Annotated in this window: 27 protein-coding genes; 13 read left to right on the top strand and 14 right to left on the bottom strand. The window is 44.7% G+C overall.

The features are described from left to right. Window positions 1–28: 28 nt before the first annotated feature. Entirely contained in the window at window positions 29–1849 is a 1821-nt protein-coding gene (locus L3V31_RS00430) for a bifunctional diguanylate cyclase/phosphodiesterase (protein WP_237313702.1), read from the bottom strand. A 242-nt stretch (window positions 1850–2091) separates the two neighbouring features. Continuing rightward, window positions 2092–2979, bottom strand: coding sequence for a LysR family transcriptional regulator (locus L3V31_RS00425; protein WP_237313700.1), 888 nt, complete (start codon window positions 2977–2979; stop codon window positions 2092–2094). 265 nt (window positions 2980–3244) lie between these two features. On the opposite strand from L3V31_RS00425, the gene L3V31_RS00420 reads away from it, so the two are divergent. After that, window positions 3245–3592, top strand: a complete 348-nt coding sequence (locus L3V31_RS00420) for a hypothetical protein (RefSeq protein WP_237313698.1) — start codon at window positions 3245–3247, stop codon at window positions 3590–3592. Between the two features lie 129 nt (window positions 3593–3721). After that, a complete protein-coding gene (locus L3V31_RS22010) occupies window positions 3722–3856 on the top strand; it encodes a hypothetical protein (protein WP_267135860.1) in 135 nt (44 codons plus the stop codon). Between the two features lie 126 nt (window positions 3857–3982). On the opposite strand, the gene L3V31_RS00415 is transcribed toward L3V31_RS22010, so the two are convergent. Both L3V31_RS00415 and L3V31_RS00410 read right to left on the bottom strand, forming a co-directional pair. After that, window positions 3983–4597, bottom strand: a complete 615-nt coding sequence (locus tag L3V31_RS00415; protein ID WP_237313696.1) for a glutaredoxin — start codon at window positions 4595–4597, stop codon at window positions 3983–3985. A 578-nt stretch (window positions 4598–5175) separates the two neighbouring features. After that, window positions 5176–6144 (bottom strand): porin, encoded by a 969-nt coding sequence (locus tag L3V31_RS00410; RefSeq protein WP_237313695.1) that lies wholly within the window; start codon window positions 6142–6144, stop codon window positions 5176–5178. A gap of 323 nt (window positions 6145–6467) precedes the next feature. On the opposite strand from L3V31_RS00410, the gene L3V31_RS00405 reads away from it, so the two are divergent. Beyond that, window positions 6468–7082: a fumarylacetoacetate hydrolase family protein gene (locus tag L3V31_RS00405; RefSeq protein ID WP_237313693.1), complete on the top strand. Its 615-nt coding sequence runs from the start codon at window positions 6468–6470 to the stop codon at window positions 7080–7082. Here L3V31_RS00405 and L3V31_RS00400 read toward each other — a convergent pair. The 3 genes from L3V31_RS00400 to L3V31_RS00390 form a co-directional block, all read right to left on the bottom strand. Next, entirely contained in the window at window positions 7079–7390 is a 312-nt protein-coding gene (locus tag L3V31_RS00400; RefSeq protein WP_237313691.1) for an AzlD domain-containing protein, read from the bottom strand. The two genes, L3V31_RS00405 and L3V31_RS00400, sit on opposite strands and share 4 nt — an antisense overlap. Next, window positions 7387–8100 carry an AzlC family ABC transporter permease gene (locus L3V31_RS00395; RefSeq protein ID WP_237313689.1) on the bottom strand — a complete coding sequence of 238 codons (714 nt, stop codon included), beginning with the start codon at window positions 8098–8100 and terminating at the stop codon, window positions 7387–7389. The genes L3V31_RS00400 and L3V31_RS00395 overlap by 4 nt, the downstream gene beginning before the upstream one ends. Before the next feature lie 84 nt (window positions 8101–8184). Continuing rightward, a complete protein-coding gene (locus L3V31_RS00390) occupies window positions 8185–9012 on the bottom strand; it encodes an AraC family transcriptional regulator (RefSeq protein ID WP_237313687.1) in 828 nt (275 codons plus the stop codon). A gap of 246 nt (window positions 9013–9258) precedes the next feature. On the opposite strand from L3V31_RS00390, the gene L3V31_RS00385 reads away from it, so the two are divergent. Then, window positions 9259–9891 carry a LysE family translocator gene (locus L3V31_RS00385; protein WP_237313685.1) on the top strand — a complete coding sequence of 211 codons (633 nt, stop codon included), beginning with the start codon at window positions 9259–9261 and terminating at the stop codon, window positions 9889–9891. Between the two features lie 72 nt (window positions 9892–9963). On the opposite strand, the gene L3V31_RS00380 is transcribed toward L3V31_RS00385, so the two are convergent. Then, a complete protein-coding gene (locus tag L3V31_RS00380) occupies window positions 9964–11658 on the bottom strand; it encodes a phospho-sugar mutase (RefSeq protein ID WP_237313684.1) in 1695 nt (564 codons plus the stop codon). A gap of 312 nt (window positions 11659–11970) precedes the next feature. Here L3V31_RS00380 and coxB point away from each other — a divergent pair, with 312 nt between their 5' ends. The 4 genes from coxB to L3V31_RS00360 are packed head-to-tail and all read left to right on the top strand — an operon-like array spanning window position 11971 to window position 16263. Continuing rightward, window positions 11971–13134, top strand: coding sequence for a cytochrome c oxidase subunit II (gene coxB / locus L3V31_RS00375; protein WP_237313682.1), 1164 nt, complete (start codon window positions 11971–11973; stop codon window positions 13132–13134). Next, complete coding sequence (gene ctaD, locus L3V31_RS00370) at window positions 13131–14771, top strand: cytochrome c oxidase subunit I (RefSeq protein WP_237313680.1); 1641 nt, start codon at window positions 13131–13133, stop codon at window positions 14769–14771. The genes coxB and ctaD overlap by 4 nt, the downstream gene beginning before the upstream one ends. A gap of 15 nt (window positions 14772–14786) precedes the next feature. After that, window positions 14787–15329 carry a cytochrome c oxidase assembly protein gene (locus L3V31_RS00365; RefSeq protein WP_346014837.1) on the top strand — a complete coding sequence of 181 codons (543 nt, stop codon included), beginning with the start codon at window positions 14787–14789 and terminating at the stop codon, window positions 15327–15329. 49 nt (window positions 15330–15378) lie between these two features. Continuing rightward, complete coding sequence (locus tag L3V31_RS00360; protein ID WP_237313678.1) at window positions 15379–16263, top strand: cytochrome c oxidase subunit 3; 885 nt, start codon at window positions 15379–15381, stop codon at window positions 16261–16263. Window positions 16264–16277: 14 nt separating this feature from the next. On the opposite strand, the gene L3V31_RS00355 is transcribed toward L3V31_RS00360, so the two are convergent. Continuing rightward, window positions 16278–16514, bottom strand: a complete 237-nt coding sequence (locus tag L3V31_RS00355; RefSeq protein ID WP_237313676.1) for a DUF2909 family protein — start codon at window positions 16512–16514, stop codon at window positions 16278–16280. Here L3V31_RS00355 and L3V31_RS00350 point away from each other — a divergent pair. The 4 genes from L3V31_RS00350 to cyoE are packed head-to-tail and all read left to right on the top strand — an operon-like array spanning window position 16513 to window position 19742. Beyond that, window positions 16513–17280 (top strand): SURF1 family protein, encoded by a 768-nt coding sequence (locus L3V31_RS00350; RefSeq protein WP_237313674.1) that lies wholly within the window; start codon window positions 16513–16515, stop codon window positions 17278–17280. The two genes, L3V31_RS00355 and L3V31_RS00350, sit on opposite strands and share 2 nt — an antisense overlap. Next, a complete protein-coding gene (locus L3V31_RS00345; protein WP_237313672.1) occupies window positions 17277–17813 on the top strand; it encodes a cytochrome oxidase biogenesis cluster protein in 537 nt (178 codons plus the stop codon). The genes L3V31_RS00350 and L3V31_RS00345 overlap by 4 nt, the downstream gene beginning before the upstream one ends. Window positions 17814–17821: 8 nt before the next feature. Continuing rightward, complete coding sequence (locus tag L3V31_RS00340; RefSeq protein ID WP_237313670.1) at window positions 17822–18841, top strand: COX15/CtaA family protein; 1020 nt, start codon at window positions 17822–17824, stop codon at window positions 18839–18841. Next, window positions 18834–19742 (top strand): heme o synthase, encoded by a 909-nt coding sequence (gene cyoE, locus L3V31_RS00335; RefSeq protein ID WP_237313668.1) that lies wholly within the window; start codon window positions 18834–18836, stop codon window positions 19740–19742. The genes L3V31_RS00340 and cyoE overlap by 8 nt, the downstream gene beginning before the upstream one ends. Window positions 19743–19797: 55 nt before the next feature. Here cyoE and L3V31_RS00330 read toward each other — a convergent pair whose 3' ends face one another. Then, window positions 19798–20271, bottom strand: a complete 474-nt coding sequence (locus L3V31_RS00330) for an FKBP-type peptidyl-prolyl cis-trans isomerase (RefSeq protein WP_237313666.1) — start codon at window positions 20269–20271, stop codon at window positions 19798–19800. 13 nt (window positions 20272–20284) lie between these two features. Next, on the bottom strand, window positions 20285–20917 hold the full coding sequence (locus tag L3V31_RS00325; protein ID WP_237313665.1) for a thiol:disulfide interchange protein DsbA/DsbL: 633 nt from the start codon (window positions 20915–20917) through the stop codon (window positions 20285–20287). A 274-nt stretch (window positions 20918–21191) separates the two neighbouring features. Between L3V31_RS00325 and L3V31_RS00320 the strand changes: the two genes are divergently transcribed. Further along, complete coding sequence (locus tag L3V31_RS00320) at window positions 21192–21815, top strand: OmpA family protein (RefSeq protein ID WP_237313663.1); 624 nt, start codon at window positions 21192–21194, stop codon at window positions 21813–21815. An 86-nt stretch (window positions 21816–21901) separates the two neighbouring features. Here L3V31_RS00320 and L3V31_RS00315 read toward each other — a convergent pair whose 3' ends face one another. The 3 genes from L3V31_RS00315 to L3V31_RS00305 form a co-directional block, all read right to left on the bottom strand. Beyond that, window positions 21902–22261 (bottom strand): glutaredoxin, encoded by a 360-nt coding sequence (locus tag L3V31_RS00315; RefSeq protein ID WP_237313661.1) that lies wholly within the window; start codon window positions 22259–22261, stop codon window positions 21902–21904. Between the two features lie 111 nt (window positions 22262–22372). Next, window positions 22373–22915 (bottom strand): hypothetical protein, encoded by a 543-nt coding sequence (locus L3V31_RS00310; RefSeq protein ID WP_237313659.1) that lies wholly within the window; start codon window positions 22913–22915, stop codon window positions 22373–22375. Next, window positions 22902–23447 carry a YaeQ family protein gene (locus L3V31_RS00305; protein ID WP_237313657.1) on the bottom strand — a complete coding sequence of 182 codons (546 nt, stop codon included), beginning with the start codon at window positions 23445–23447 and terminating at the stop codon, window positions 22902–22904. The genes L3V31_RS00310 and L3V31_RS00305 overlap by 14 nt, the downstream gene beginning before the upstream one ends. Window positions 23448–23510: the final 63 nt, after the last annotated feature.

Genomic DNA, 23510 nt, shown 5'->3' with positions numbered 1-23510 from the left:
TCGCTTGGCCTTTGTTTATTCACTTTCCCTATGCACTTTTGACTTGTCGCTTATTAATTAGAGCGATCATTTCACTAACACGGTTCGGCTTCGCGTAGAGATAGCCCTGTATGTAGTGGCATCCCATCTCAATAAGCTTTTCCGAGGCACTCTTATCTTCCACACCCTCGGCAATTAATTTCATGTTGAGCAGTTTGGCCAGTTGAACAATCAGCAAGACTACTTGTTCAGAGGTTTTGTTGGAAAGCATGTTTCTCACAAACGTCGCGTCGATCTTTATGCTGTCTATTGGGTAATTGTGAATATAGTTCAGGCTCGAGTAACCAGTACCAAAGTCATCTAGGGCAACTTGAAACCCGAGATAACGCAACGATTTTAATACCATTTGCTCATGGCCGCTCAGGGACAGTAAAACGGTTTCGGTAAGTTCGATAACAAAATCATTGGTCGAGTGATGATACTTCTCTATCATGGACGTTAAATGGTTGATATAGCGTTTAGAATCAACCAGTTCATAGGCTGAACAATTTATCGATAGCTTTACGGTGTATCCAAGCTGAGATTCCAATTCTTGTTTGGCAATGCAAGCAAGCTCAATAATGCGCTCTCCCAGTTCTACGATTAAGCCAGAGTGTTCCGCTGCTTCTATAAACTCAGAAGGGGGGATACTGCCCAATGTTTCACTGTCCCAACGGGTTAGTACTTCAAAGTAGTCCCACCGGTTTGCGTTGATGTCTACTATCGGTTGGACAACGACATACAGTTCATCATTGTCTGTGATACTCGTCTTAAGTTGCTTACGGATGACTTCAATAAGTCGTGTTTGTCGATGATAAAGTGCACTAAGCTGGGTGTCATAGTGTTGTATGCGCGTTTCTCGGTGCCTTTTGCAATCTTTTAGGGCCAGACTGGCGTTCAGGATAAGCTCATCAGATTTTGGAGTATGTATGGTGGCGCGCGCAATACCAATACTCACGGTGAATGAGATGTGGTTCGTTTTGTCACTGTAACCCGCTTCTATGATGTCGAGAATCTGCTGACATACTGCAACTGGGTCTTCGTCGTAGGTGATAAAAGCAAACTCATCACCAGCAACTCGGAAAGCGTTATGAGGAGATGACAGACTTTTTTGAATTGCGTTTGCCGTAAATTTTATGATTTGGTCACCAATGTAGTTTCCATTGATATCGTTAATAGACTTGAAGTTATCGATATCCAGATAAGCAAGGCTAAAAGGACGTGACGACTGTTGTGTTAAGGTTTCCAATGTATCAGCCAGGCAGCTACGGTTGAGAAGTCCTGTAAGATTGTCGTGCGAAACTTCGTAACTCAGCTGGTTTAGAAGCTTATCAGAGCGCTCACTGACCCACTTTTCTCGTAAACTGTGGATAATGACATTGGCGTAGAATCGATGTAGTTCGAGCAACCCTTGCGCTTCTACTGCGGAAAAGGAATGGGTAAAAGTAGATATCAAAATACCGAGTACATCGTCATTTTGTGTTTTAAGCGGCAATCCTAAATACGCTTCTATGCCAATTTCCCGAAACATTTTATCTTCGGACACATCGCGATACACATGATCTTGAAAGAAGATATTCTCACCTATATCTCTAACCACTTCCTTGCATGGTGCTCCAGAAAGTGGGTAATTAAGGTGATCTTCAATTTTATTGCTTCTAGCAACCGATATTGTATGAGCCGAGTGCTGGAGATGAGCCACCTCGACAATACAGGTACATTGCGTTTTCACCTGTTGATGAATATCTAAAATTACCCTGTTGAGGAGAGCACTACCACTCAGCTTCAAGATTTCATCAAGCTTTTGAAAACTGATTTGTACATGATCCATTGTACTCGTCACCTAGCGTTGTTTGTTCTATATCGTGTGGCGTTGATTCTGACTAATTTGATAAATATCAGTCAAACTATCGTTTACTTAGGTGGATTTTTCAAACTTTACTAGTGACTAAGTTACCGTATGGTTTACCTTGAGGTGTAACCAGTGAAACGATTTTTAATTCGTTAGGTCAGTGTTTTTTTACCTTACTTTAGAGGAGATAGTGCGAGAGAAATAACTTTAATTATTTGAAATTATTCTCGTTTTTCTTCTTCTAAACGAGACTTTAAATAATCGAGAAATAATTGAGTTCTCGTGTGTTGGTAGTCTAATTTAGGGTAGTAAGCATAGACGATCGCTTCATCAGCCGTTACGTCCGGTAAAATTGGCACTAATGCTCCGGATTTTAGGTCATCTTTGATCATGACATTGTTGGTCAGGAGTATGCCCATGCCTCGTTTAGCGCCATGAAATAAAGCTTCTGGATTTGTGGTCGCAAAGTTACCGGACAAGCTAATCCGTTGGCGTTTATTGGTCTTGATTTCCCTTATTGGTTGTTCTCCCCAGATGAGCACGTTGTGTTGGCTTAAGTCTTCGACACGTTCTGGTGTGCCGTACTTTTCTAAATAACTCGGGGCCGCATAAAACTGAGCTTTGTGTTTGAAGAGAGGGCTGGCTTTAAAACTGAGCGAGTTGAGTTGATCTAACTCGCGGCTGATAAAGAGATCCAGGCTCAATTCAGGAAGTTGGCCGGGCAATGTGGTCGTCAACTGTAATGTTATGTCTGGGTATTTTTCAAGAAAGTCATCCAGATAATGGACGAGAAACTTCGAACCCACCGCAAGTGTGGCCCCAATTTTTAAAAGCCCTGCCGGAGACTGATTCACAGAGCGAGTTTCGTCTAAAACGGATTGCCAGGAATCGAGCTGATTTTTGGCTCGTTCATAGAAGAGGGCTCCGGCTTCCGTTTGGCTGATTGAGCGAGTGGTGCGTTTGAGTAGTTGAACACCGACTTTGTCTTCAAGCCATTGAATTCGCTTACTGATGGCCGAGCTGGTGGTATTGAGTTGTCGTGCTGCCCCGTTAAAGCTCCCTTCTTCGACGACGCGAATGTAGCTTTGTACACTTTGAATCCAATCCACTGTTTCCTCCTGAGAACTAGTTTCTGTCGATATGAATCAATTATCAACTATGCGTATTGGAATATACACTGCGTGGCACAAGGTTGTCATGTTAGGAGAGCGTGTATAAAACACTATCTTGTGGTGAAAGTTTGTTACCGTTGGCTGGATGAATTATTTGCCCTTCTTTATAGCCTGCTGGCTGTAGCGGTTTGAATCTTCTTGCAAGGGAGGCACCACCTTTCTAAAATGCTCTGCAAACCGTCTTTAATCGTTAGGTGAAAGAATGCAACAAAGCGAATTTGAAACGCTGGTGAAAGAAATTGTCCAGCAAGAAAACATGCCTAAGGCACTTGAGTTATTAAAAGCTTCTGAAGAAGAGGAAGTTGCACAAGCGGCGGAGTCTCTGACTGGTCAGTTCGGTCTTGCGGAAGTCGATGGTGAAAAGCGTATTTACCATATGACAACTCAAGAAGACGAGTCTGGTGAAGAGCAAGAGTATGTTGAACATGTCATGAATGAGGGCGATCATTTAATCAAGTTTGCCGCTTGGTTCTTTGAAACCTTCTTTGAAATCAAACAGAAAGATACTTATGTTGCGGCGGGTAAAACCTACCAACAGCCAAAACGCTAAGTTAAATGTGTGTCCAGGTTAGTTTGGGTTGGAATTTAATTACAAAATAGTGTGATTTAGATCTTGTTTTTGTCTTTATGTGGTGTAATATTACCACATAAACAAGAGTGATAACTTCAGGAGAAGGTCATGACAAACGAACTTGGTGGCGCTTACATTGGTCAAATGATTGCTAAAGATGCAATGCACAAAGCACTTCACGGCAAGACGAAGAAGAAAAAAGCTTCTACTCTTTCTCGTTTAGTGAAAAAGCTAGCGAATTAATACAAAAAGCCCTGATTACTTAATCAGGGCTTTTTGTTTTCATAATTACTTCAGCGCTTTTACAAACAATATCAATCACAGTCAGTGACCGATATAGATAGGCAAAGGTTTCGGACCAACGTAAGACTACGCGGACTGACTCGGTATCTCGACAACATTATTTGGGACTTTATCAAGCCCCTTTGCTACTAAATACTTTTCCAGACTATCAGCACCTCCGATATACTTACTTTCTAGCCAGATCTGAGGCACAGTGACGGGTGTTTTTTCACCTATGATGGCTTTCACTTCCGGGATCATTCTATAAAGCGCGGCACTGTTTTTCACGACATCGTAATATTGGTATGAGATACCTGCATCATCAAGCAGTTGCTTGGCTTTCTTACAATGTGGACACGTAGCCTTCCCGTAAACAATATTTCCTTTAAGACTATCTCGTTTAACCCACTCAGAAATAACCGATTGTATTAATACACCTCGATTTAATGCTTCTCCTTGGCTGATCACTTTACCTTCTACTAAGAGGATAGGAGCGTGCCAGGCACCGGCTTTCAACGGCTCCCACCAGTGGGATAACCAATCTTTTACTTCCAGCTCTACGGGCACATCTAACAGCTCATTTTCAAAAGTATCGGTCAAAATATCGTGGGTTAGCGTACATTCTCCGCAAGGGATGTTCACTTTGAAAGGCCCCCAACTTCCTGCCCAACGATAGAGTGTAATTTTGATTGGTTGTGTCATGCGACGCTCCTCATTTTCTTCTCTGAAAATATAGAACTCAAAAGCGGGATTTTTCTTTCAATTCAATATGTATTTTTTGTTTCTGAATGTATGATCTCGACCAAACATGTGGTGAGTATCCGTGAAGTCACTGGATTATATTGAATATTTTTGGGTGACGGTATTGTGGAGCATACGTGCTATTGGCCTTTACGCCAACAAAAAGCGCCAATAAAAAAATGCCTCCCATAGGGAGGCCACATTACCAATTCAAAGGACGTGCCTGTTAAAACAGGTACAAAGAACGAGAAGCACAAACGCTGCCATGCATTTGCAATATCTATATTGCAGTTCGCGTGCCAACTTTTATCTTGCTGATATATAAGGATATTTATTTTTAGCTCCTGTACCTCTTTGGAGGTGTGCACTAAGTCTGTGAGAAGTTGCATTATAACGGGGCAGGGATAGGAAGAACGTAAGGGAATAAACAGCGTAAGTTAATGAAAGTAGTTAAGGTGGTATTTGGAAAACCACTCTTATGAAACAAAAAATGGCCGACAAAGATGCCGGCCAAAGACTCGCTCTAGGACAAGAGAGAATTAGAAATCGTAACGTACACCTAGACGCAGTGTATCTTCACCTTCTACAACTAGACCTTCTGCATCTTTCACTTCATCAAGCTGGTTGAAGTAGTAAGAAAGGTAAGTACGGAAGTTGCTGTTCAGTTTGTAGTAACCAACTAGCTCGAAACCGTCGACGTCATCGTATTTGCTCGCGCCGTCCGGATCGTTTTCTTGGAATGTGTACATACCAGCAATGGTTACCTTGCTAGCCACTTTGTAGCTCGCGACTAATTCATAAGCAGTGAAGTCTTCAGAATCAGATAGCTGGCCTTGTGAGTAAGTACCTGCAAGGTAAAGGTTATCCATAGAGTAAGCGATACCACCAAGGATTTGGTCTTCAGAGTTGTCTGCGTCAACATCACCGCCCGAGTATGCAAGCCCCAGGTCTAGACCCATTGGCAGAGAGTACATACCAGAGATACCGTATTTGTCTTGGTTATCATCTGAGTTTGCTTGGTAAGTCGCTTGTAGTTGTAGTGCGTCGAACTCACCACGGTAGGCGAATACGCTGTCTTGCTTGTCAGAAGATGAATCGATAACTTGTTGAACACCAGAAAACTCAGTGATATCCGTCATATCAGAGATGATTACAGCAGCCATGTCTTGACGACCTACTGAGAAAGCACCTGCATTTGAATCGACACCAGCGTACATGTAACGGTTTTTGAACTCACTCTTGCCAGTTTTCTGCTCTGCTTCGTAAACACCGAATGCAGAAAGACCGTTACCAATGTCTGCTTTCCCTTTTAGGTTAAGACGAGCGCGGCTTTTATCTTCCATTGAACCATCAACTTCTGCACCGCCTGAACCGATGAAGTCACCGCGAAACTCAACACGACCACCGACTTTTAGCTCAGTGCCGTCGTTTTGGTAAACCGTTGCTGCGAAAGATGGCGCTGTTACCAATGCTGATAGAATTGCAGTAGTGAGTGCTGCTTTTTTCATTATCTTAATACCTTGTTTGTTATAAATGGGCTTTCTTGCCTGATGTGTTGATGACGCTAAGGTAAACGGTGAAAATGAAAGATAGATTTCTGTTCCGTGATGATTCTATTTAAGTTTTGTTGCTAGTAAATTACTGACTTTTCGATGTTTTCATCAATATCAAAACATCGCCTTTCAAATTGAATAACGTGAATCACAAACGGTCTGTTTCAGATTGGTGACACAAAACTCAAAATGAGCTGAAGTGCTTGATTTTAAAAAGCGGGTATGCGATTAAGTGTCGTTAACTCTAAGAATTTATGTATGTTTTGCAGGGACGAGCAATGAGTGAAATTCAGGTCGAAGAAAAGAAAGTTAAGGTCGGTAAAGTGCTTTGCGTAGGTCGCAACTATATCGAGCACATACATGAGCTTGATAATGCGGTACCAGAACAGATGGTGGTATTTAATAAGCCTTCATCGTCCGTTTCTGCAACCTTGCATTCATTTCATCAAGAAACTCTGCATTACGAAGCTGAAATTTGTTTTTTAATTCAAAATGGCCAATATGCAGCGGTCGGTTTAGGGTTGGATCTGACTAAGCGCGGCTTACAATCGACTTTGAAAAAGCAGGGACTACCTTGGGAACGTGCAAAGGCATTTGATGGCTCTGTTGTGTTCAGCCGCTTTGTTTCTCTTGAAGGGATAGATATAAACGATCTGAATCTCGAACTTTTGATCAATTGTGTTCATGTACAAAAAGGGCACGTAAAGCAGATGCTATATCCCCCTTTTACTATTCTGGATGAGCTGAGTAGCTACACCCGTCTGGAAGATGGGGATGTTATCATGACAGGTACACCAAAAGGTGTTGGAGAAGTTCATCAAGGTGACGTTTTTCTCGGTCGCCTAAAATGCGGCGACGTCACCTTGATTGAAACTGAGTGGGTCGCAGATTAAAGCAGTACTCTCAGAAGGAGAAACGCAACCATACTGACAATCGTTGTCATCAACACGTTTTTGGTCAGATAAGCGATTAAAACGGCGATAATGGCGGCGAGCAAAAATGGATTTTGTAAGCTTAGTCCGAGTTCACCTTCCGGAATAAAAACAATAGGAGCCCAAATGGCTGTCAGCACAGCAGGGCTCGCGTAACTCAAAACCTTTTGCGTGCGTACGCCGAGTCGAATTGGCAGTTTAGGCTCAAGAAACAAGTATCGGCTGGTGAATACAAGCGCCGTCATCAGTAAGATCGATAACATAATCATGAGTTTTTCTCCGTAAACTGTTCCACAAAGTATCCGGTTAGCATGGCCAAAATGCTTGAAATCATCAGACTTCCTTCGACTTGGTAATAGGCTAGAGCGACGGAACTTACCAATGCAATGACGACACTGGCCAGTACTGCTGCATTTTTTATGGTTGGTACGACGATCGCAATAAACGTCGCAGCAACGGCAAATTCAAGCCCCATTTCATTCAACTCGGGGATCATGCTTCCCGCCACAATGCCTGTTAGAGTGGCCGCATTCCAAAATAGGTAAAAGCTTAAGCCAGCACCAAGTGCGTACCAGCGGTTAAACTGCTTATCTGAGTGATGACCAACAATGGCAAATAGCTCATCGGTGAGTAGAAAACCGAGAGGAAGACGCCACTTTAAAGGAAGTTGGGAGATCTTACTGCGCATAGAAACGCTATACAGAAAGTGTCTGGAAGTAATAAAAAAAGTCGTTAACAACATGGTTGTTAATCCAGCACCAGCTTTTATCATCCCCATCGCAACCAGTTGCGCGGAGCCTGCAAATAGGATCGCCGACAGCGCTTGTCCTTCAAGTGGAGTGAGGCCTGTATCTATCGCAAATGAGCCAGCGAGCAGCCCCCAAGGAAGTACGGCAATGCTCAGTGGCATCATGGCTATCGTGCCTTGCCAAAACAGTGCGGTTTTTGATTGTGCTTCTAAAGGCGAAGTGTTTTCCATTGTATTTTCTTATTTTTTCAGTGTTCAGGGGTATCCTGAAAGTAGCGTGAATACGATTACGCGCCTTGTACAAATTTGCTGAGATTAACAATAGCGGGTGTATTGACCGGGGGTTACTCCCATTGCTTTTTTAAAGTGGCGATGTAAATGACTCTGGTCATGAAAGCCACACTCTTGAGCGACATCAGAAATTTTCCTTCCTTGTTTCAGTAGTTGCTTTGCCATTCGTAAACGTTGTTGAATCTGAAAAGCATGAGGTGGGAAGCCAAACTGTTTTTGAAACTCTCTGAGTAAATGGAATGGGCTTAGCGCAGCGAGTTTGGCTAATTCCTCCAAAGATACATCAGATTGAGGAAAGTCTTCTAAAAACTCTTTAACTAACGTCACTTGTTTTTGTGCTTTCGTCGATTGTTGCAGTGGAGCCCGGTGGGTACTGTGTTTACTTGCTAGCTTGATGAGGGTGCCATATACCAAAGTCTCTCTCAGCAGTCGATTGTCAGATTTGTCCAATATGTCAAAAACCAGACGTAGCTGATTCGCGAGTACCGGATCGTACACAACGGGCTGAGGAAAGTAGGGCAGTGAGATGTTAGGAGAGGAAAGCTCTTGTCCCAAAGTTTGAAACTGCTCAGGGACAGGGTACATGGCTTTGTATTCCCAGCCTCCTTCTGAAGCTGAGTGGCCACTATGTACTTCATCAGCATTAATCAAGATGATGCTGTCTTGTGGCGCTATGTGGTTCCCGCCAGTACGGAAGAACTTTTGTGCGCCCTTTTCAATCACTCCGATGGTATAGCCTTCGTGACTATGACGAGAAAAATGCTGTTTCTCATACTTTGCATCAAGCAGCTCTAAGCCTCCCAATTCTTGAGCAATCTTGAATGTCGCTATTTCCTTATTCTTCTGTTTCATGATCTCTCATAGTACTCAGGAGTTACAATTGGTGAGTGTACCGGATCTATCGTGCTCATTTTTGTACAAAATTGCTATGTGTTTTAAAAAGTTGTGGATATTGATGGAGAGTTAATGGTTTGCTTTATGTGCTATTGGCGAATTATTGTATTGCTTAAGTAATTCTGGACGGAACATATTTGTTGTTTTTTGTCATTTTAATGATATATGATCCGCCTCCATTTTTATTGTGTTCCTTTTTCCTCAATGATTGATTTAGTTGTACTTCCGGTTTATCTCACCGCGGTTATCGCGCTGTTAATGTTACCAGGCCCTGATATGTTATTGATTGCCAGTTCAAGCATGAGCTATGGCAAAAAAGTTGGACTGTTTGCTAGCCTTGGCAATGCGACCTCAGGTGTCATTTTAACCCTGTTGGCTGCGATGGGAGTCTCTACACTTGTCGCCATGAGTCCGGTTGCGCTGAAGGTGCTGCATTTACTGGGCGGCGCTTACTTGTTAAAAATGGGATGGGACTGTATGAGAGCACAAGCCTCTTCCGCGCCAGAACTTGATCAAATGAGCAAAATGGCGACGACCTATTATCAGCGAGCCTTGATGAGTAATTTACTCAACCCAAAAGCATTAGTGTTTTTTGTTATGTTCTTGCCACAGTTTGTGTCAAACAACATTACGGCGACATCTGGTGAGCAAATGTTAGCGCTTGGCTTGCTACTTAATGTTATGGGTCTATTGTTTAATCTGTTACTTGTAGCTTTGGCTGGCAGTGTAGGTAAGGGGCTGATTGAAAATGATAAATTCCGCATGTACCAACACAAACTAATGGGGTTGGTGTTTGTGATACTGGCGTTGTGGATGTTGAGTAGTTTCGTTCTATAACATTTTCACATACGAAGAAACAGCCAGCAGTGATTGCTGGCTGTTTTTGTTTTAGAGTCTAATGCTCTTTACTTACAAGCTTTTTTGGTGAGCGTCGATAAGCTCGTTCATCTTCGCTTCTGCGACTTGCTGGGCTTGTTCGTAGTTCATGTTATCTGGAAAGTCAGTGATGACTTCGTAGTAACATTTCAATTTAGGCTCAGTTCCGGAAGGACGTACTATCACGCGGGATTGATCGTCGAGATGGTAGATCAGTACATCACTTGAAGGTAAATCGATCGCTTCTTCTGAACCGTCGTCATAGGTCCTCACGGATGTCTTTAAATCTTCGGTTATTGTTATTTTTTTCCCTGCGATATCATTTGGTGGCGTTGCACGTAGTTTGTCACCGATAGGTGGCGACTTTGGATCTAACGCAATACTGCGCTGTGCGTTGAAGTAAAATCCGTGCTGACGGTAAAGCGCTTCCAGTTTGTCCCATAGCGTTTGGCCTTGCGCTTTCAGCTTTCCTGTAAGCTGAGCGAAGGCAACGAGCGCAGACAGGCCATCCTTATCCCAAACTTTATTACCAACGGTGTAACCCAGAGCTTCTTCGTAAGCAAATAGGAATGGGTTTTGCTCCGTTTCTTTAGCCATGGCAACATTGGTCAGCCATTTAAAGCCAGTTAGGGTTTGGTAGTATTCCGCGCCATGAACTTTGGCAATGCTGTTTAACAGGCGGGAAGATACAATGGTATTACCAACCAGTGCGTTTGGTTGTTGCTCTAGCAAGTAATCACCAAATAGCGAGCCGACCTGGTCACCAGTGAGCATTTGATACTCACCATCAGGGCGTTTAACCGCGACTGCAAAACGGTCTGCATCCGGGTCGTTGGCACACGCGATATCGGCATCTACCGATTTACCCAGCGCCATCACCATGTCCATTGCACCAGCTTCTTCAGGATTAGGGAAGTTAACAGTCGGGAAGGTGCCATCGGGTTCACGCTGCTCTGTTACACTCGCCACTTTCTTGAATCCGGCATCAGCCAAAAGCGTCTCCGCCATATCGGCGCCGACCCCATGCATAGCAGTGTAAGCGATAGAAATATCGGTGCTGGAATCTGGTGTTAGCAACGCGTTTTCGTTCATGGTTTGGCGATAGGTTTGGTAGTAGTCATCTTCTAGCCACACCAGCAACCCTTGTTGTTTTGCACTATCTAATGACATCAGCGGTAAAGGCTTGGTCGTTGCTTGGTTTATCTCAGCCGCAATCCCGGAATCTTGTGGTGGGATAATTTGCGCGCCATTCTCCCAGTAGACTTTAAAACCATTGTATTCCGGTGGATTGTGACTAGCTGTTACGACAACGGCAGCGGCAGCGTTCAGTGTACGTACACCAAAAGCAACGATTGGCGTTGCTGCCACTTTATGAGTCAGATAAACCTTAATACCAAGTGCGGTCAGAACAGAGGCAGTATCGTGCGCGAACTGTTTGGAGTCTGGTCGACCATCATATCCAATAACAACGCCACGCGATGTTGCATCTTGTACTTGTTCAATCAAGTAATGGCCAAGCCCGGTTGCGGTTTCTTGGATGACCAGTCGGTTCATACGGTTTGGACCTGCGCCAACTTTTCCTCGCAGTCCTGCAGTACCAAAAGCAAGGCGTGAACCAAATCGGTCGTTGATCTCTTGCTGATCATTTGTATCGACGAGGTGTTGCAGCTCTTCACGAGTCTTAGGATCGGGGTCTCGTGCTAGCCATTGATCAATGATTGCGGTCATGTCTGTCTTTCCTTAGGTGGGGAACCTACCTGTTTCGACTTTACGTCATAGTTTGCAATTAATGTAAATGGTTCTCAATTCCAATTCAAAGAGAGCAATCGATAAACTGAATTTATTTTTTAATTATCGAACAAAATTTATTCGCATTTTATTTCTTGAAGAACTTTAGAACTATAACTAGCCTTTTAACATAAATATAACAAACCGTGTTGAAATCGCAGTTTTTGCGATTTTTCGTAAATTTGTTCGATATTTGCATCGGGACGCAAGGAAGCTCGTGAGAGCGTAGCGGCTGAGCAGAGGAGAGATCTTTTGAAAAGATTAGCGACTACTCTTGCCTTAACACTGAATGTGATTTTAATCACATTCTCCTCCTATGGATGGTCAAAAGACAATGACTACAATATGACCAAAGGGGTCACAGCGATCAGTGAGCAAGTGTATGAATTGCATATGCTGATCTTCTATATTTGCTGTGCGATTGCCCTAGTTGTCTTTGGTGTTATGTTCTATTCCATCATTCGTCATCGCAAGTCAAAAGGAGCAGTTGCTGCGCATTTCCACGAAAGCACCAAAGTGGAAATTATTTGGACGATTATCCCTATCATCATTCTTGTGGCGATGGCAATTCCCGCAACCAAAACCCTAGTTGCAATGGAAGACACCAGCCAATCGGATCTCACCATCAAAATCACTGGCTCCCAGTGGAAGTGGCACTACAACTACTTTGGTCAAGACGTCGAGTTTTTTAGCCTGCTCGCTACCAGCCAGAAGCAGATTGACGGAATCGAAACCAAAGGTGCTCATTACTTGTTGGAAGTGGATCAACCGCTTGTTCTTCCGGTAAATCGTAAAGTACGTTTTCTTCTCACTTCAGACGATGTGATTCACTCGTGGTGGGTACCTGATTTTGCAGTGAAGAAAGACACTGTACCTGGATTTATCAATGAAGCGTGGACACGAATTGATGACCCCGGAGTGTACCGAGGCCAATGTGCTGAGCTTTGTGGTCGCGCACATGGGTTCATGCCAATCGTGGTACACGCGATGGCAGAAGACGAGTTTGATCAATGGTTATCCGGCAAGAAAGAGGAAATCGCGCTTCAGAAAGCCGCTGCTCAAGAGGCATTAACACAAGACTTATCCATGGATGAGCTGATGGCGCAAGGTGAGGGTATATATACCGCTCGATGTGCCGTCTGCCATCAAGCCAGTGGCGAAGGTATTCCTGGCGCATTCCCGGCAATTAAAGGCAGTCCTGTAGCGACCGGAAGTGTGGATGAGCACATTAGTATCGTAGTGAATGGCCGTACCGGAACCGCCATGCAAGCTTTTGCCAACCAACTGAGTGACCAGGAAATCGCTGCCGTTATTACCTACCAACGAAATGCGTGGGGGAATGACACTGGCGACACCGTTCAAGCATCTGACGTCAATGCCTTTAAGGCACAAAAGAGTGCTAAGGAGGAAATATGAGCAAGCCAGCAGAAAAAGCCGTGAAGTCAGCACCAGTTGAAGCGCAAACTTCGGCGAATTCAACCATCGCTCTTGATGATGATCATGATGTTCATCATGCACCCAAAGGTCTTGCTCGTTGGTTGTATTCGACCAATCATAAAGACATCGGTACTTTGTACCTCTGGTTTAGTTTTGCGATGTTTCTCACTGGCGGGGCAATGGCGATGGTCATTCGTGCTGAGCTGTTTCAGCCAGGCTTACAATTGGTGGATCCTGAGTTCTTTAACCAGATGACGACCGTTCATGGTTTGGTGATGGTATTTGGTGCCGTGATGCCAGCATTTACTGGCTTGGCGAACTGGATGATACCGATGATGATTGGTGCGCCAGATATGGCCTTACCGCGCATGAATAACTTGAGCTTTTGGATCTTGCCTTTTGCGTTTCTCATTCTATTGAGCTCACTGTTTTTACCAGGTGGTGGGCCTAACTTTGGCTGGACATTCTACGCGCCGCTTTCTACCACGTATGGCCCGGACAGTACCGCGTTGTTTGTGTTCTCTGTACACATCATGGGTATTAGCTCGATCATGGGGGCAATCAACGTCATCGTGACCATCGTAAATATGCGTGCTCCGGGCATGACTTGGTTCAAAATGCCGATGTTTGTCTGGACGTGGCTGATCACCGCATTTTTGCTTATCGCCGTTATGCCCGTTTTGGCTGGCGCGGTAACCATGGTTCTCACAGATAAGTACTTTGGCACCAGCTTCTTTGATGCCGCTGGTGGGGGTGACCCGGTGATGTTCCAACACATTTTCTGGTTCTTTGGCCACCCTGAAGTGTACATCATGATTCTTCCATCCTTTGGTATTGTCTCTGCGATCATTCCAGCTTTCAGTGGTAAAAAGCTCTTTGGTTATCACTCTATGGTGTATGCAACTTGCAGTATCGCTCTGCTTTCCTTCTTGGTTTGGGCTCACCACATGTTCACTACCGGTATGCCGGTGTTTGCTGAACTGTTCTTTATGTACTGCACCATGCTGATTGCAGTACCAACAGGGGTGAAAGTGTTTAACTGGGTCGCGACCATGTGGCGCGGTGCACTGACGTTTGAAACTCCAATGTTATTTGCCATCGCATTTATCGTGCTGTTTACCATTGGCGGTTTTTCGGGGCTGATGCTGGCTATCGTTCCGGCTGATTTCCAATATCACGATACCTATTTTGTGGTTGCGCACTTTCATTACGTGCTGGTTTCTGGGGCGGTGTTCTCCATTATGGCAGCGGCTTATTACTGGCTTCCAAAATGGACAGGCAATATGTATGACCACAAATTGAGTCTTTGGCACTTCTGGTGTTCGCTGATTTCGGTCAACGTGCTGTTCTTCCCAATGCACTTTTTAGGGCTGGCTGGTATGCCGCGAAGAATTCCGGACTACGCGATCCAGTTTGCAGACGTCAACCAAATTGTATCCATCGGTGGTTTTGCCTTCGGTCTTTCTCAACTGATTTTCTTGTGGGTGGTCATCAAATGCATTCGTGGTGGTGAGAAAGCGACGGCGAAACCTTGGGAGCGAGCGGAAGGCCTGGAATGGACAGTGCCAAGTCCGGCTCCGCATCATACTTTCACTACTCCCCCTAAAGTCGATTAAATGTAGGTGGCGAGCGTGGATAAACCGAACCCATCGAACAGAAAACTGACCATCAAGCTACTGCTTGCTACGGTGCTGATGTTCGGTTTTGGCTTTGCCTTAGTTCCTTTGTATGACGTGATGTGTGATGCGTTAGGAATCAACGGTAAAACCAGTGAAGTGGCAGCGATTCAGCCAGTAGGTATGGAGCCAGACACAAGCCGCACCATTCGAGTGGAGTTTATGGCGCATGTTAATCCGGATATGCCTTGGGAATTTAAACCCAAAGTCATTTCTATGGATGTTCATCCCGGACAGGTTATCCAAACCGAGTACCTTGCGTTTAACGAGAGCGGGCACAAATTGGTTGGACAGGCGGTACCGTCTGTGTCACCGGGTAACGGCGCAGCTTACTTTAATAAGATCGAGTGCTTCTGCTTCAACCAGCAGCCGTTGGAAGGCAATCAACACGCACAAATGCCACTGATTTTTTACATTGAGCCTGATATTCCTGACTCAATCAATACGTTAACGCTGTCTTACACACTCTACAAGCTGCCTCCAGCGGAAGGGAGTTAGCCTCTCATAGAGACACACACAGACCAACTAGTCTGTAAGGAGAGAACTTATGAGTAATAAACCCGGGACTTATTATGTTCCTGCTCAAAGCAGCTGGCCAATTATTGGTGCGTTTGCTCTGTTCTTAGTCGCTGTCGGTGCAGGTATGACCGTGCAGGGAACCCAAAGTGAAGGCCCGGTAGGCTCGATTGGTCGTGTCGTTTTGGCTGTGGGTTTTCTGTTTTTGTTGTACATGTTAGCTGGCTGGTTTAGCAATGTGATTACCGAGTCCCTGACAGGTAAGTACAGCTCCCAAATTACTCGTTCTTTTCGTCAGGGTATGAGCTGGTTTATTTTCTCTGAAGTGATGTTCTTTGGCGCATTCTTTGGCGCGCTGTTCTACGCGAGAATGATTTCGGTGCCTTGGTTGGGCGGGGCGGACAACAACTTTATGACCAACGAGGTTCTCTGGCCCAGTTTTGAAGCGATATGGCCACTGACGACCACGCCTAGTGGCGAAACCACCCAAGCAATGCCGTGGCAAGGAATTCCTCTGACCAACACCATCATTCTTTTGCTCTCTTCCGTTACCTTACATATGGCGCATATCAGCTTGGAGCAAAATAAACGTACAGCGTTGGTGGTTTGGTTGGAAATCACCATTATTCTTGCGGGCTTTTTCCTGTTTTACCAGGCGGAAGAGTACATCCATGCTTATCAGGAAATGGGGCTGACCCTGCAATCTGGGGTTTACGGCAATACCTTCTTTATGCTGACGGGTTTCCACGGCATGCACGTTTGTCTTGGAACTATTTTCTTAATCGTGTTGCTGTTCAGAATTGCGAAGGACCACTTTTCTCCGAACAACCATTTTGCTTTTCAAGCAGGCAGTTGGTACTGGCACTTTGTTGATGTGGTTTGGTTGTGCCTGTTTGTCTTTGTTTATGTGCTCTAGTCCATACTCAGGCATTAGTAAGGACGAGGGTTCGGGTCAATCCATCCAGAAGTGAGGGCGATAAGTAGCAGGATGACGACTAAAGCGGAAAACATGACACGTCGACCTAAATAGTGGCTCATGGGTTTATGGTCACGATCGGCATTGTCTTGGTCTTCACGAACCATTTCGATAAGCGCTTTGGCGAGGTTGAATATAATGAAAAGTAGCAAAAGGATGAGCGTCAATTTGAACAAGAATACGGTGGACATGGAACCTCCGGTTTTAACGCTACTTTTATCGAAGCGGTTTTGGGCTGTAGTTTGTTTAACTGTGGCTGTGTTTTCTCTGTTGGTCAAACTGGGCTTTTGGCAATTAGAGAGAGGTGAGGAGAAACAAGCGCTTGAGCAGACGATCCTCGCGAGAGCTGACTTACCTCATAAGCAAATGCATGTCGTAGTTGATAACAATGACTGGCGTGAAGAAAGCGTCATTGGCGTCAAGGTTGAAGCTCAAGTGACCCCAGAGCCTTTACCTGTAATTTTATTGGACAACCAAACCTACAACGGAAAAGTGGGTTATCTCGCTTATCAGGTCGTATCCGTTAGTCAGCAGCAGAACATATTAGCACTCATGGAACTTGGTTTTGTAGAGGGAGAACGCTCCCGTTCTGAGTTGCCTATTGTCAAAGAGTTAGACGCGCCTGCTGTGGTAACAGGACGTTTATACCGCAAATCAATGAACCCATTGAGTTCCGAATTGATGCCTGAGCTGGGCGAGTCCATTCGAGTACAAAATCTCAATATTTCTCAGCTGAATGAGATGTTAAATATCGAATTAATGCCTGCGGTTTTACAGCCTGACAATCTAGAGAACTGGCCTTACGAATTTCCATGGAACCCATTACCACTGACAAGTGATAAACATTTTGGTTATTCCGTTCAGTGGTTTGCTATGGCTGGCGTGTTTTTCTTGCTAACCGTTGTGGTTTTTATTCGTTGGTTAAGGGGTGTCTCATCACATGGAGGTGAAAAATGACGTCGAAAGTAACAAGAGGGCGTTTTGTCCTGATTGCATTAGTGTGCTTGTTTGCCCTTCCAGCACTTGTCGCCAAGCTAATTTTGATTCAGGGCTGGTATCAGAGTGGTGTGACAAATCGAGGTAAACTGATTGAGCCTTACACCACGTTAGAGCAATTAGGGCAAGTAGCCCCGCAAACGGTAAACGGGTGGCAATTGGCGTATGTGGTTCCCAATCGTTGTGAGCAGCAGTGCCAACAACAGTTGCATCTGCTTAAACAAAGTCACATCGCCTTAGGGAAATACCAAGATCGCGTGGTACCTGTGTTATGGACATCGGAATCTTCAGACTCGGTAGAGGCATCAATGGAGAAGATGGCGATTAACGCGTTAGTAGCGGAAATAGTGGCACAGGGACAAGTGGTCATCGTTGACCCGTTGGGGCAGTTAGTTATGTCTTACACACCAAAGCCAAACGAAGATTTGGTCAAGCTCAGCAAGGATATGCTGGCTGATTTACGCAAACTGCTTAAATTATCCCGAGTGGGATAGGGGGAACCATGACATTAATTCGACTAGTGAGAATAAGCTTATGTCTTACATTGGTAGTGATCATGCTCGGTGCGTATACACGTTTGTCCGATGCTGGTCTAGGTTGCCCTGACTGGCCGGGTTGTTATGGTCATTTGTCCGTTCCCCATCACGAAGACGACGTCGCAAGAGCCAACCTGAACTTTCCTGAGCGTGCGGTTGAACATGGAAAAGCGTGGCTGGAGATGATCCATCGTTATTTCGCCGGGACGCTTGGGATTGTGATTCTTGTTATGGCTGTTATTGCATCACGTTCAGAGCGGGTTAACGCTTCCATACCTTTTATGCTCTGCCTGTTGGTGGTAGGGCAGGCTTTGTTAGGGATGTGGACCGTCACTCTCAAACTGATGCCTGTAGTGGTTATGCTTCATTTGTTGGGTGGTTTCACATTGTTGGCAATGCAAGCGGTATTTTATTGCCAACTCAAAGCGAGAGGGAATCTCTATTTTTCACCGTCTACCAACACAGTACGTATGTTGTCAATGGTCGCCTTTGCGGTGGTGCTCTTACAGGTGCTGCTTGGCGGCTGGACTTCTTCAAACTATGCCGCGTTGATGTGTACGACATTGCCCATTTGTGAAGGCGATTGGATGAGTTATCTATCTTGGAAAGAAGCGTTTTCACTGTGGCAAGCCGGATTCGAAAATTACGAATTTGGTGTTTTAGAATATCCGGCCAGAATGACCATACACGTGAGCCATCGAATTGGAGCCATAATTACTGCGTTGGTGGTCGCTACTTATTGTGTGCTGTTGGTTAAACAAGAGTCTCATCACTCGCGAAACCTTGGAATGTGGATTGGACTTGCGCTCATCTGTCAAATCATGCTCGGAGTGAGTAATGTTGTTTTTCAGTTACCTATCTACGTCGCAGTGGCCCATACACTAGGCGCTGCGATTATGTTGAGCTTGATTTGTGTGAGTCAGTTCTACTTGTGGCAGGGAAAAACTCAGTGGAGTCATCAAGCGAAAGGAGTTCGCTATGAATAAAGAAATTGCGTTGTCTTTAGAGGGACAAAAGCGAATCGGTTCTACTTACCTAAAACTCACCAAGCCGAAAGTGGTGGCACTTATGCTGGTGACTGCCGTCGTTGGTATGAGCCTAGCTCCCGTGGCTGTGTTCCCTTGGCTAAAAGCTGTGATAGGGCTCGCTGGAATAGGTTTGATGGCAGGTTCTGCTGCGGCATTTAATCACCTGATCGACCGTAATATAGACGCTCGAATGGCACGTACGCACAAACGTCCGTTGCCTTCTGGTGACACCAACCCGCTGTCCGTGGTGATATTCGCGGTTGGTTTAGGGGGGGCTGGGTTTGTCATGCTGTACGCTTGGGTAAACCCGCTGACCGCATGGTTGACATTATTGAGTCTGCTTGGGTATGCGGTTGTTTACACCATGTACCTAAAACGGGCTACGCCACAAAATATTGTGATCGCGGGGATAGCTGGTGCGATGCCGCCGCTGTTAGGATGGACAGCGGTAACTGGAGAATTGCACGGCAATGCCTGGCTTTTGGTAATGATCATCTTCATCTGGACGCCACCCCATTTTTGGGCGCTCGCGATTCACAGAGTGGAAGAGTATAGGAAGGTAGATATTCCAATGCTTCCGGTTACACATGGTATCGAATACACCAAAACCTCAATTTTGTTGTATTCCGTACTTCTTACTTTGGTTTGTGTGATGCCAGTTTTGGTCGGTATGGTGGGCTTTATTTATCTTTTTACCTCACTTCTTCTTAACGCTGGCTTTATTTACCACGCTTGGAAACTGAAGTTTGCGCCGGAAGAAAGGAGTGCGATAGAAACCTTTAAGTTTTCCATCTACCACTTGTTGGTGTTGTTTATTGCTTTACTCGCTGATCACAATATCGATTTCTCAATGGTTTGAACCTTTTTGAATAGAAAAACGCCGGATTGTAGTAATCCGGCGTTTGAATGTTTAATTATTGAATTTCTAGCAACTCAATATCAAAAATCAACGTACTTGCTGGTGGAATTGGGCCTGTACCACTTTTACCGTAACCGAGTGTGCTTGGTACGAACAAGCGAATTTTCTCACCTTCTACCATGTACTGAACACCCTCTTGCCAGCCTTTAATCACTTGGTTTAGACCGAATGAGATTGGCTCACCACGATTTACTGAACTGTCGAATACCGTTCCATCGATGAGTGTGCCGTGGTAATGCACTTTTACTTTGCTTGTTGCTGTCGGGTGAACGTCACCCGTGCCTTTCTCTAGCACCATATATTGCAGGCCACTTTCTGTTGTGATGACCCCTTCTTTATTGGCGTTTTCTAGTAAGAATGCTTGTCCCTTGGCAAAGTTTTCATCCGCCACTTTATGGTTTGTCCAGGTGCGGTAAATGAAAAATGCCGCCAGAATAAAAATAATAAGAGGAAACAAAAATTTAGACACGTTGGCTCCTTGTCTATTTAGGTTGTTTTAGTAAGTAGTTAATCGTTTCAGACATGGCTTCAACGCTGTCATGACCGCTGCTAATCACCTGATATTTACCATTGACGATAAAGGTTGGTACTGAGTTGATCTGACCACGCGTTGTGATTTCATCAGCCTTGTTGATGTATTCGAACAGCTGCTTTTGCTGTGCTTCGTCAAGTTGATAAGGACTAATCAGATTACGAGACTCAAACGCCTTTTCTACTGCTGCTTGACGTTCATTCGCGGTTGCTTCAGGCGGCATTTGTACCGCTGCAAAAAGGTCTGCCATAAATGCTTTATCTGGTGTTGTCTCTAACTGCATCACTGCCGTATAGAAAATCATCGCACTGATCTCGGCACTGTCGTTAAACGTAACATGTACCTTCTCAACATCTTGCTCAGTCAGAGACTCTAATTGAGGAATAAACTCTTCCATCGAGCGACAGTGACCGCAGGTTAAGGAGAACGCCTCGGTTAGAGGGGAAAGTTGGTATTCCTGAAGGGAGACTGGCAGCACTTGATATTGTTTGCCTTGTTGCGGCTGTGTATTGCCGTTGTCACATGCTGTGAGAGCCGTCATCGCGGCAACAAAAGCGAAGCCTTTCAAAATGTTTTTGAACATATTAACGCTCGATTGAGAAATTTTCGCTAGTTTATCGGTTAACGATGATGACTAAAACCATTAAAACCGATTGTTACACTAAAGTGAGATGATAATGCCCAAATAGATATCAATACCGCTGTAAAAGCATCATATGGCTGGCACGAACAGTGCATTTAGTTTGATGTTTTAATGTCATTTGGCGTTAAGCTCGATTTTGAACTGACGAAAGCGCTAAAGACAACGCGTATTGAGTCGACACAGTAAGTAACAGTTTTTCTAAGTTGGGAGCGGTATGAAGCAGTGGTTTTTAATTGTTTGTAGCTTTCTTGGAGGGTGCGGCACCATCAGTCAAGACATGCTGCCTGGTGGGAACATGTTAGATACAGCCCCTAAGACGAGCACAGAGCTAAGACACCCAGAATGGGGGTATGGTGATTCATCGAGTGTCATGAACATTCCTGCTCAGCCGACTACGAACGCCGCTGTGGACGAATCATACTCCAAGACCTCACTGGAAATGTTTTTAGATCGGCACAATATTGCCCATGAAACCATCAGTGGAGGACACTTGATGGTACGCTTAAAAGATCAAGTTCACTTTCAGACTGGTTCTGCGCAATTATCCACACAATACCAAGGCTGGTTGAGAAGTCTTGGTCACTATCTGTCGGGGCGCTCGGATGTTGATGTTGTCATCGATGGGCATGCAGACAGCACCGGAGCGGCAAGCTTTAATGACACATTATCTGAACGAAGAGCTCGCGAAGTTGAAAAGCAGTTGTTGGAGACCAGTATTCCTCGCCAGCGCGTTTTCTCACGTGGGTTTGGTGAGCATACTCCCCAGTGCAGTAATGCTACCGACAGTGGTAAAGCATGTAATCGACGTGTGGAACTTATGTTGATCGTCAGCGATTAATACCAATAGTAGCAATTTTCAGGATACATAAGAAAAGAGGCACCAAACAGGTGCCTCTTTACATCCGCCAATGTTCTTAGGGGGAACTAGGCAAATTCTTTTTCAATATGTGCGACGATGTCCGACGACTCGTAGAGCCACTGGGTCTCACCATCTTTTTCGATTCGAAGACAAGGAACCTTAATTCTACCACCACCTTGCTCAAGTTCTTGGCGATGAGCAGGGTCATTCTTCGCATCTCGTAATTCGATGTTTACCGATTGTCGTTTCATTGCACGACGAACTTTTACGCAGAAAGGACAAGCTTCAAACTGATAAAGCGCATATTGCTTCGCTTTGTTGTCAACGCTCATTTGTTCATTAGCATCGCGCTTGATTCCACGAGGTGAAAAAACAGCGTTAAGCAATAATATGATTTTTCCCAAAAACCAACGAATAAACTTCATAATGAGTCCCTGATGTTCAAAGGAGGAGTGTCCTTTACGAATACAATTACGACAAGTGTCGCACCGGAGACGCAGTCTATCAGTTGTTTACTGTAGATAAAACCATGCTTTTTATATGGAAAATAGTCGTTTTAACCAACCTAAAAAGCCGCCGCTTTTGGCTGGATTTGCTTCTCGTCCCAAATAAAAGCTACGCAACAGCTCGGTCCTAAACGCATCTATATCAATACGCTGTATCACCAATTCATGGTGGAGCTTGTTCTGAGTTTGCTCTGCATGATCGTGAGCCAGGCTGAAATCCATATTCAGATACCCTTGCGTATAAAGCCAAAGATGGGTAATGAGAATCAGGTCTTCAACAGATTGATTGGTGAACTTACTGGCGTGTTCATCACCCACTGACTCATTGATCGCTATCTGCATTTGTTGGCTAGCGTGCGCGTTTTGTTCATAGATCGCACTGGCTTCAATGTGAGATTTAGTCAGCAAGCCCAGCAGATGAAGTGCCGGGGCTGTTGATGGCTTATTCTCACACACTCTAGCGAACAGTGCGCTTTGTTCGTCCAGCCAACGTTTCTTTGCCGCCTTATGTTCGGTTACAAAGGGAATCGTTTCGAATCCCATCTCTTGAAACAGTGTATTAAGTGGCGTCATGACTTTGCAGTTCCCTCACCGTTACTTCGATGTGTTGATCGTTAATATCAACAAATATAGACGTACCAGTGATCATAACAGAAAGGTTTGCGCCACGGTCAAGGTGCTGACAAATTGTGTCAATAGAGTCGTAGTCAAAACTTTCTACATTTACCGGAAGCATTGAAAACTTGCCCGATACTTTCTCCCACCATACCGAAGCTTTAGTGTTATAGCTGTAGACTTTTACTTGTTTGGAAAGGCGAGTGGCTTTTTTGATTCGATCTGCGTCGGGCTCACCGATCTCAATCCAGTGAGTGATACTCTGGTCGTCTGCGATGTGCCATAGATCAGGTTCTTCAATGGTTGACAGCCCTTTTGTAAATTCCAGGTCGCTCGTCGCATTGAGACAATATGCTAAGACGCGAGCCAACATACGTTGTGGTTTTTCTGAAGGATGGAGAGCGATGGTGAGTTTCTTGGAATTATAATAATCGTTGTTCATATCGGAAATATCGATACGGAACTTGTAAATGGTTGGTTTTAGCGCCATGTTGTTATCAGTGACCGGAGAGAAAAATTAGTTATAGATAAAAAAATAGCCAGCTTAAAAGCT

Source organism: Vibrio sp. J1-1 (assembly GCF_021728395.1).
In the GTDB taxonomy this organism is placed as follows: Bacteria; Pseudomonadota; Gammaproteobacteria; order Enterobacterales; family Vibrionaceae; genus Vibrio.
This window is presented reverse-complemented; position numbering and strand designations above follow the sequence as displayed.

What these genes read in the sequence shown, in the direction of transcription:
- L3V31_RS00350 (WP_237313674.1), top strand. Translation starts at nt 16,513, where the DNA reads ATGGAACCTCCGGTTTTAACGCTACTTTTATCGAAGCGGTTTTGGGCT.
- L3V31_RS00310 (WP_237313659.1), bottom strand. Translation starts at nt 22,915, where the DNA reads ATGACGCCACTTAATACACTGTTTCAAGAGATGGGATTCGAAACGATT.
- L3V31_RS00405 (WP_237313693.1), top strand. Translation starts at nt 6,468, where the DNA reads ATGAGTGAAATTCAGGTCGAAGAAAAGAAAGTTAAGGTCGGTAAAGTG.
- L3V31_RS00305 (WP_237313657.1), bottom strand. Translation starts at nt 23,447, where the DNA reads ATGGCGCTAAAACCAACCATTTACAAGTTCCGTATCGATATTTCCGAT.
- L3V31_RS00400 (WP_237313691.1), bottom strand. Translation starts at nt 7,390, where the DNA reads ATGATTATGTTATCGATCTTACTGATGACGGCGCTTGTATTCACCAGC.
- L3V31_RS00325 (WP_237313665.1), bottom strand. Translation starts at nt 20,917, where the DNA reads ATGTTCAAAAACATTTTGAAAGGCTTCGCTTTTGTTGCCGCGATGACG.
- L3V31_RS00415 (WP_237313696.1), bottom strand. Translation starts at nt 4,597, where the DNA reads ATGACACAACCAATCAAAATTACACTCTATCGTTGGGCAGGAAGTTGG.
- L3V31_RS00390 (WP_237313687.1), bottom strand. Translation starts at nt 9,012, where the DNA reads ATGAAACAGAAGAATAAGGAAATAGCGACATTCAAGATTGCTCAAGAA.
- cyoE (WP_237313668.1), top strand. Translation starts at nt 18,834, where the DNA reads ATGAATAAAGAAATTGCGTTGTCTTTAGAGGGACAAAAGCGAATCGGT.
- L3V31_RS00355 (WP_237313676.1), bottom strand. Translation starts at nt 16,514, where the DNA reads ATGTCCACCGTATTCTTGTTCAAATTGACGCTCATCCTTTTGCTACTT.
- L3V31_RS00395 (WP_237313689.1), bottom strand. Translation starts at nt 8,100, where the DNA reads ATGGAAAACACTTCGCCTTTAGAAGCACAATCAAAAACCGCACTGTTT.
- L3V31_RS00380 (WP_237313684.1), bottom strand. Translation starts at nt 11,658, where the DNA reads ATGACCGCAATCATTGATCAATGGCTAGCACGAGACCCCGATCCTAAG.
- L3V31_RS00340 (WP_237313670.1), top strand. Translation starts at nt 17,822, where the DNA reads ATGACATTAATTCGACTAGTGAGAATAAGCTTATGTCTTACATTGGTA.
- L3V31_RS00420 (WP_237313698.1), top strand. Translation starts at nt 3,245, where the DNA reads ATGCAACAAAGCGAATTTGAAACGCTGGTGAAAGAAATTGTCCAGCAA.
- L3V31_RS00430 (WP_237313702.1), bottom strand. Translation starts at nt 1,849, where the DNA reads ATGGATCATGTACAAATCAGTTTTCAAAAGCTTGATGAAATCTTGAAG.
- L3V31_RS00320 (WP_237313663.1), top strand. Translation starts at nt 21,192, where the DNA reads ATGAAGCAGTGGTTTTTAATTGTTTGTAGCTTTCTTGGAGGGTGCGGC.
- L3V31_RS22010 (WP_267135860.1), top strand. Translation starts at nt 3,722, where the DNA reads ATGACAAACGAACTTGGTGGCGCTTACATTGGTCAAATGATTGCTAAA.
- L3V31_RS00360 (WP_237313678.1), top strand. Translation starts at nt 15,379, where the DNA reads ATGAGTAATAAACCCGGGACTTATTATGTTCCTGCTCAAAGCAGCTGG.
- ctaD (WP_237313680.1), top strand. Translation starts at nt 13,131, where the DNA reads ATGAGCAAGCCAGCAGAAAAAGCCGTGAAGTCAGCACCAGTTGAAGCG.
- L3V31_RS00345 (WP_237313672.1), top strand. Translation starts at nt 17,277, where the DNA reads ATGACGTCGAAAGTAACAAGAGGGCGTTTTGTCCTGATTGCATTAGTG.
- L3V31_RS00315 (WP_237313661.1), bottom strand. Translation starts at nt 22,261, where the DNA reads ATGAAGTTTATTCGTTGGTTTTTGGGAAAAATCATATTATTGCTTAAC.
- L3V31_RS00410 (WP_237313695.1), bottom strand. Translation starts at nt 6,144, where the DNA reads ATGAAAAAAGCAGCACTCACTACTGCAATTCTATCAGCATTGGTAACA.
- L3V31_RS00385 (WP_237313685.1), top strand. Translation starts at nt 9,259, where the DNA reads ATGATTGATTTAGTTGTACTTCCGGTTTATCTCACCGCGGTTATCGCG.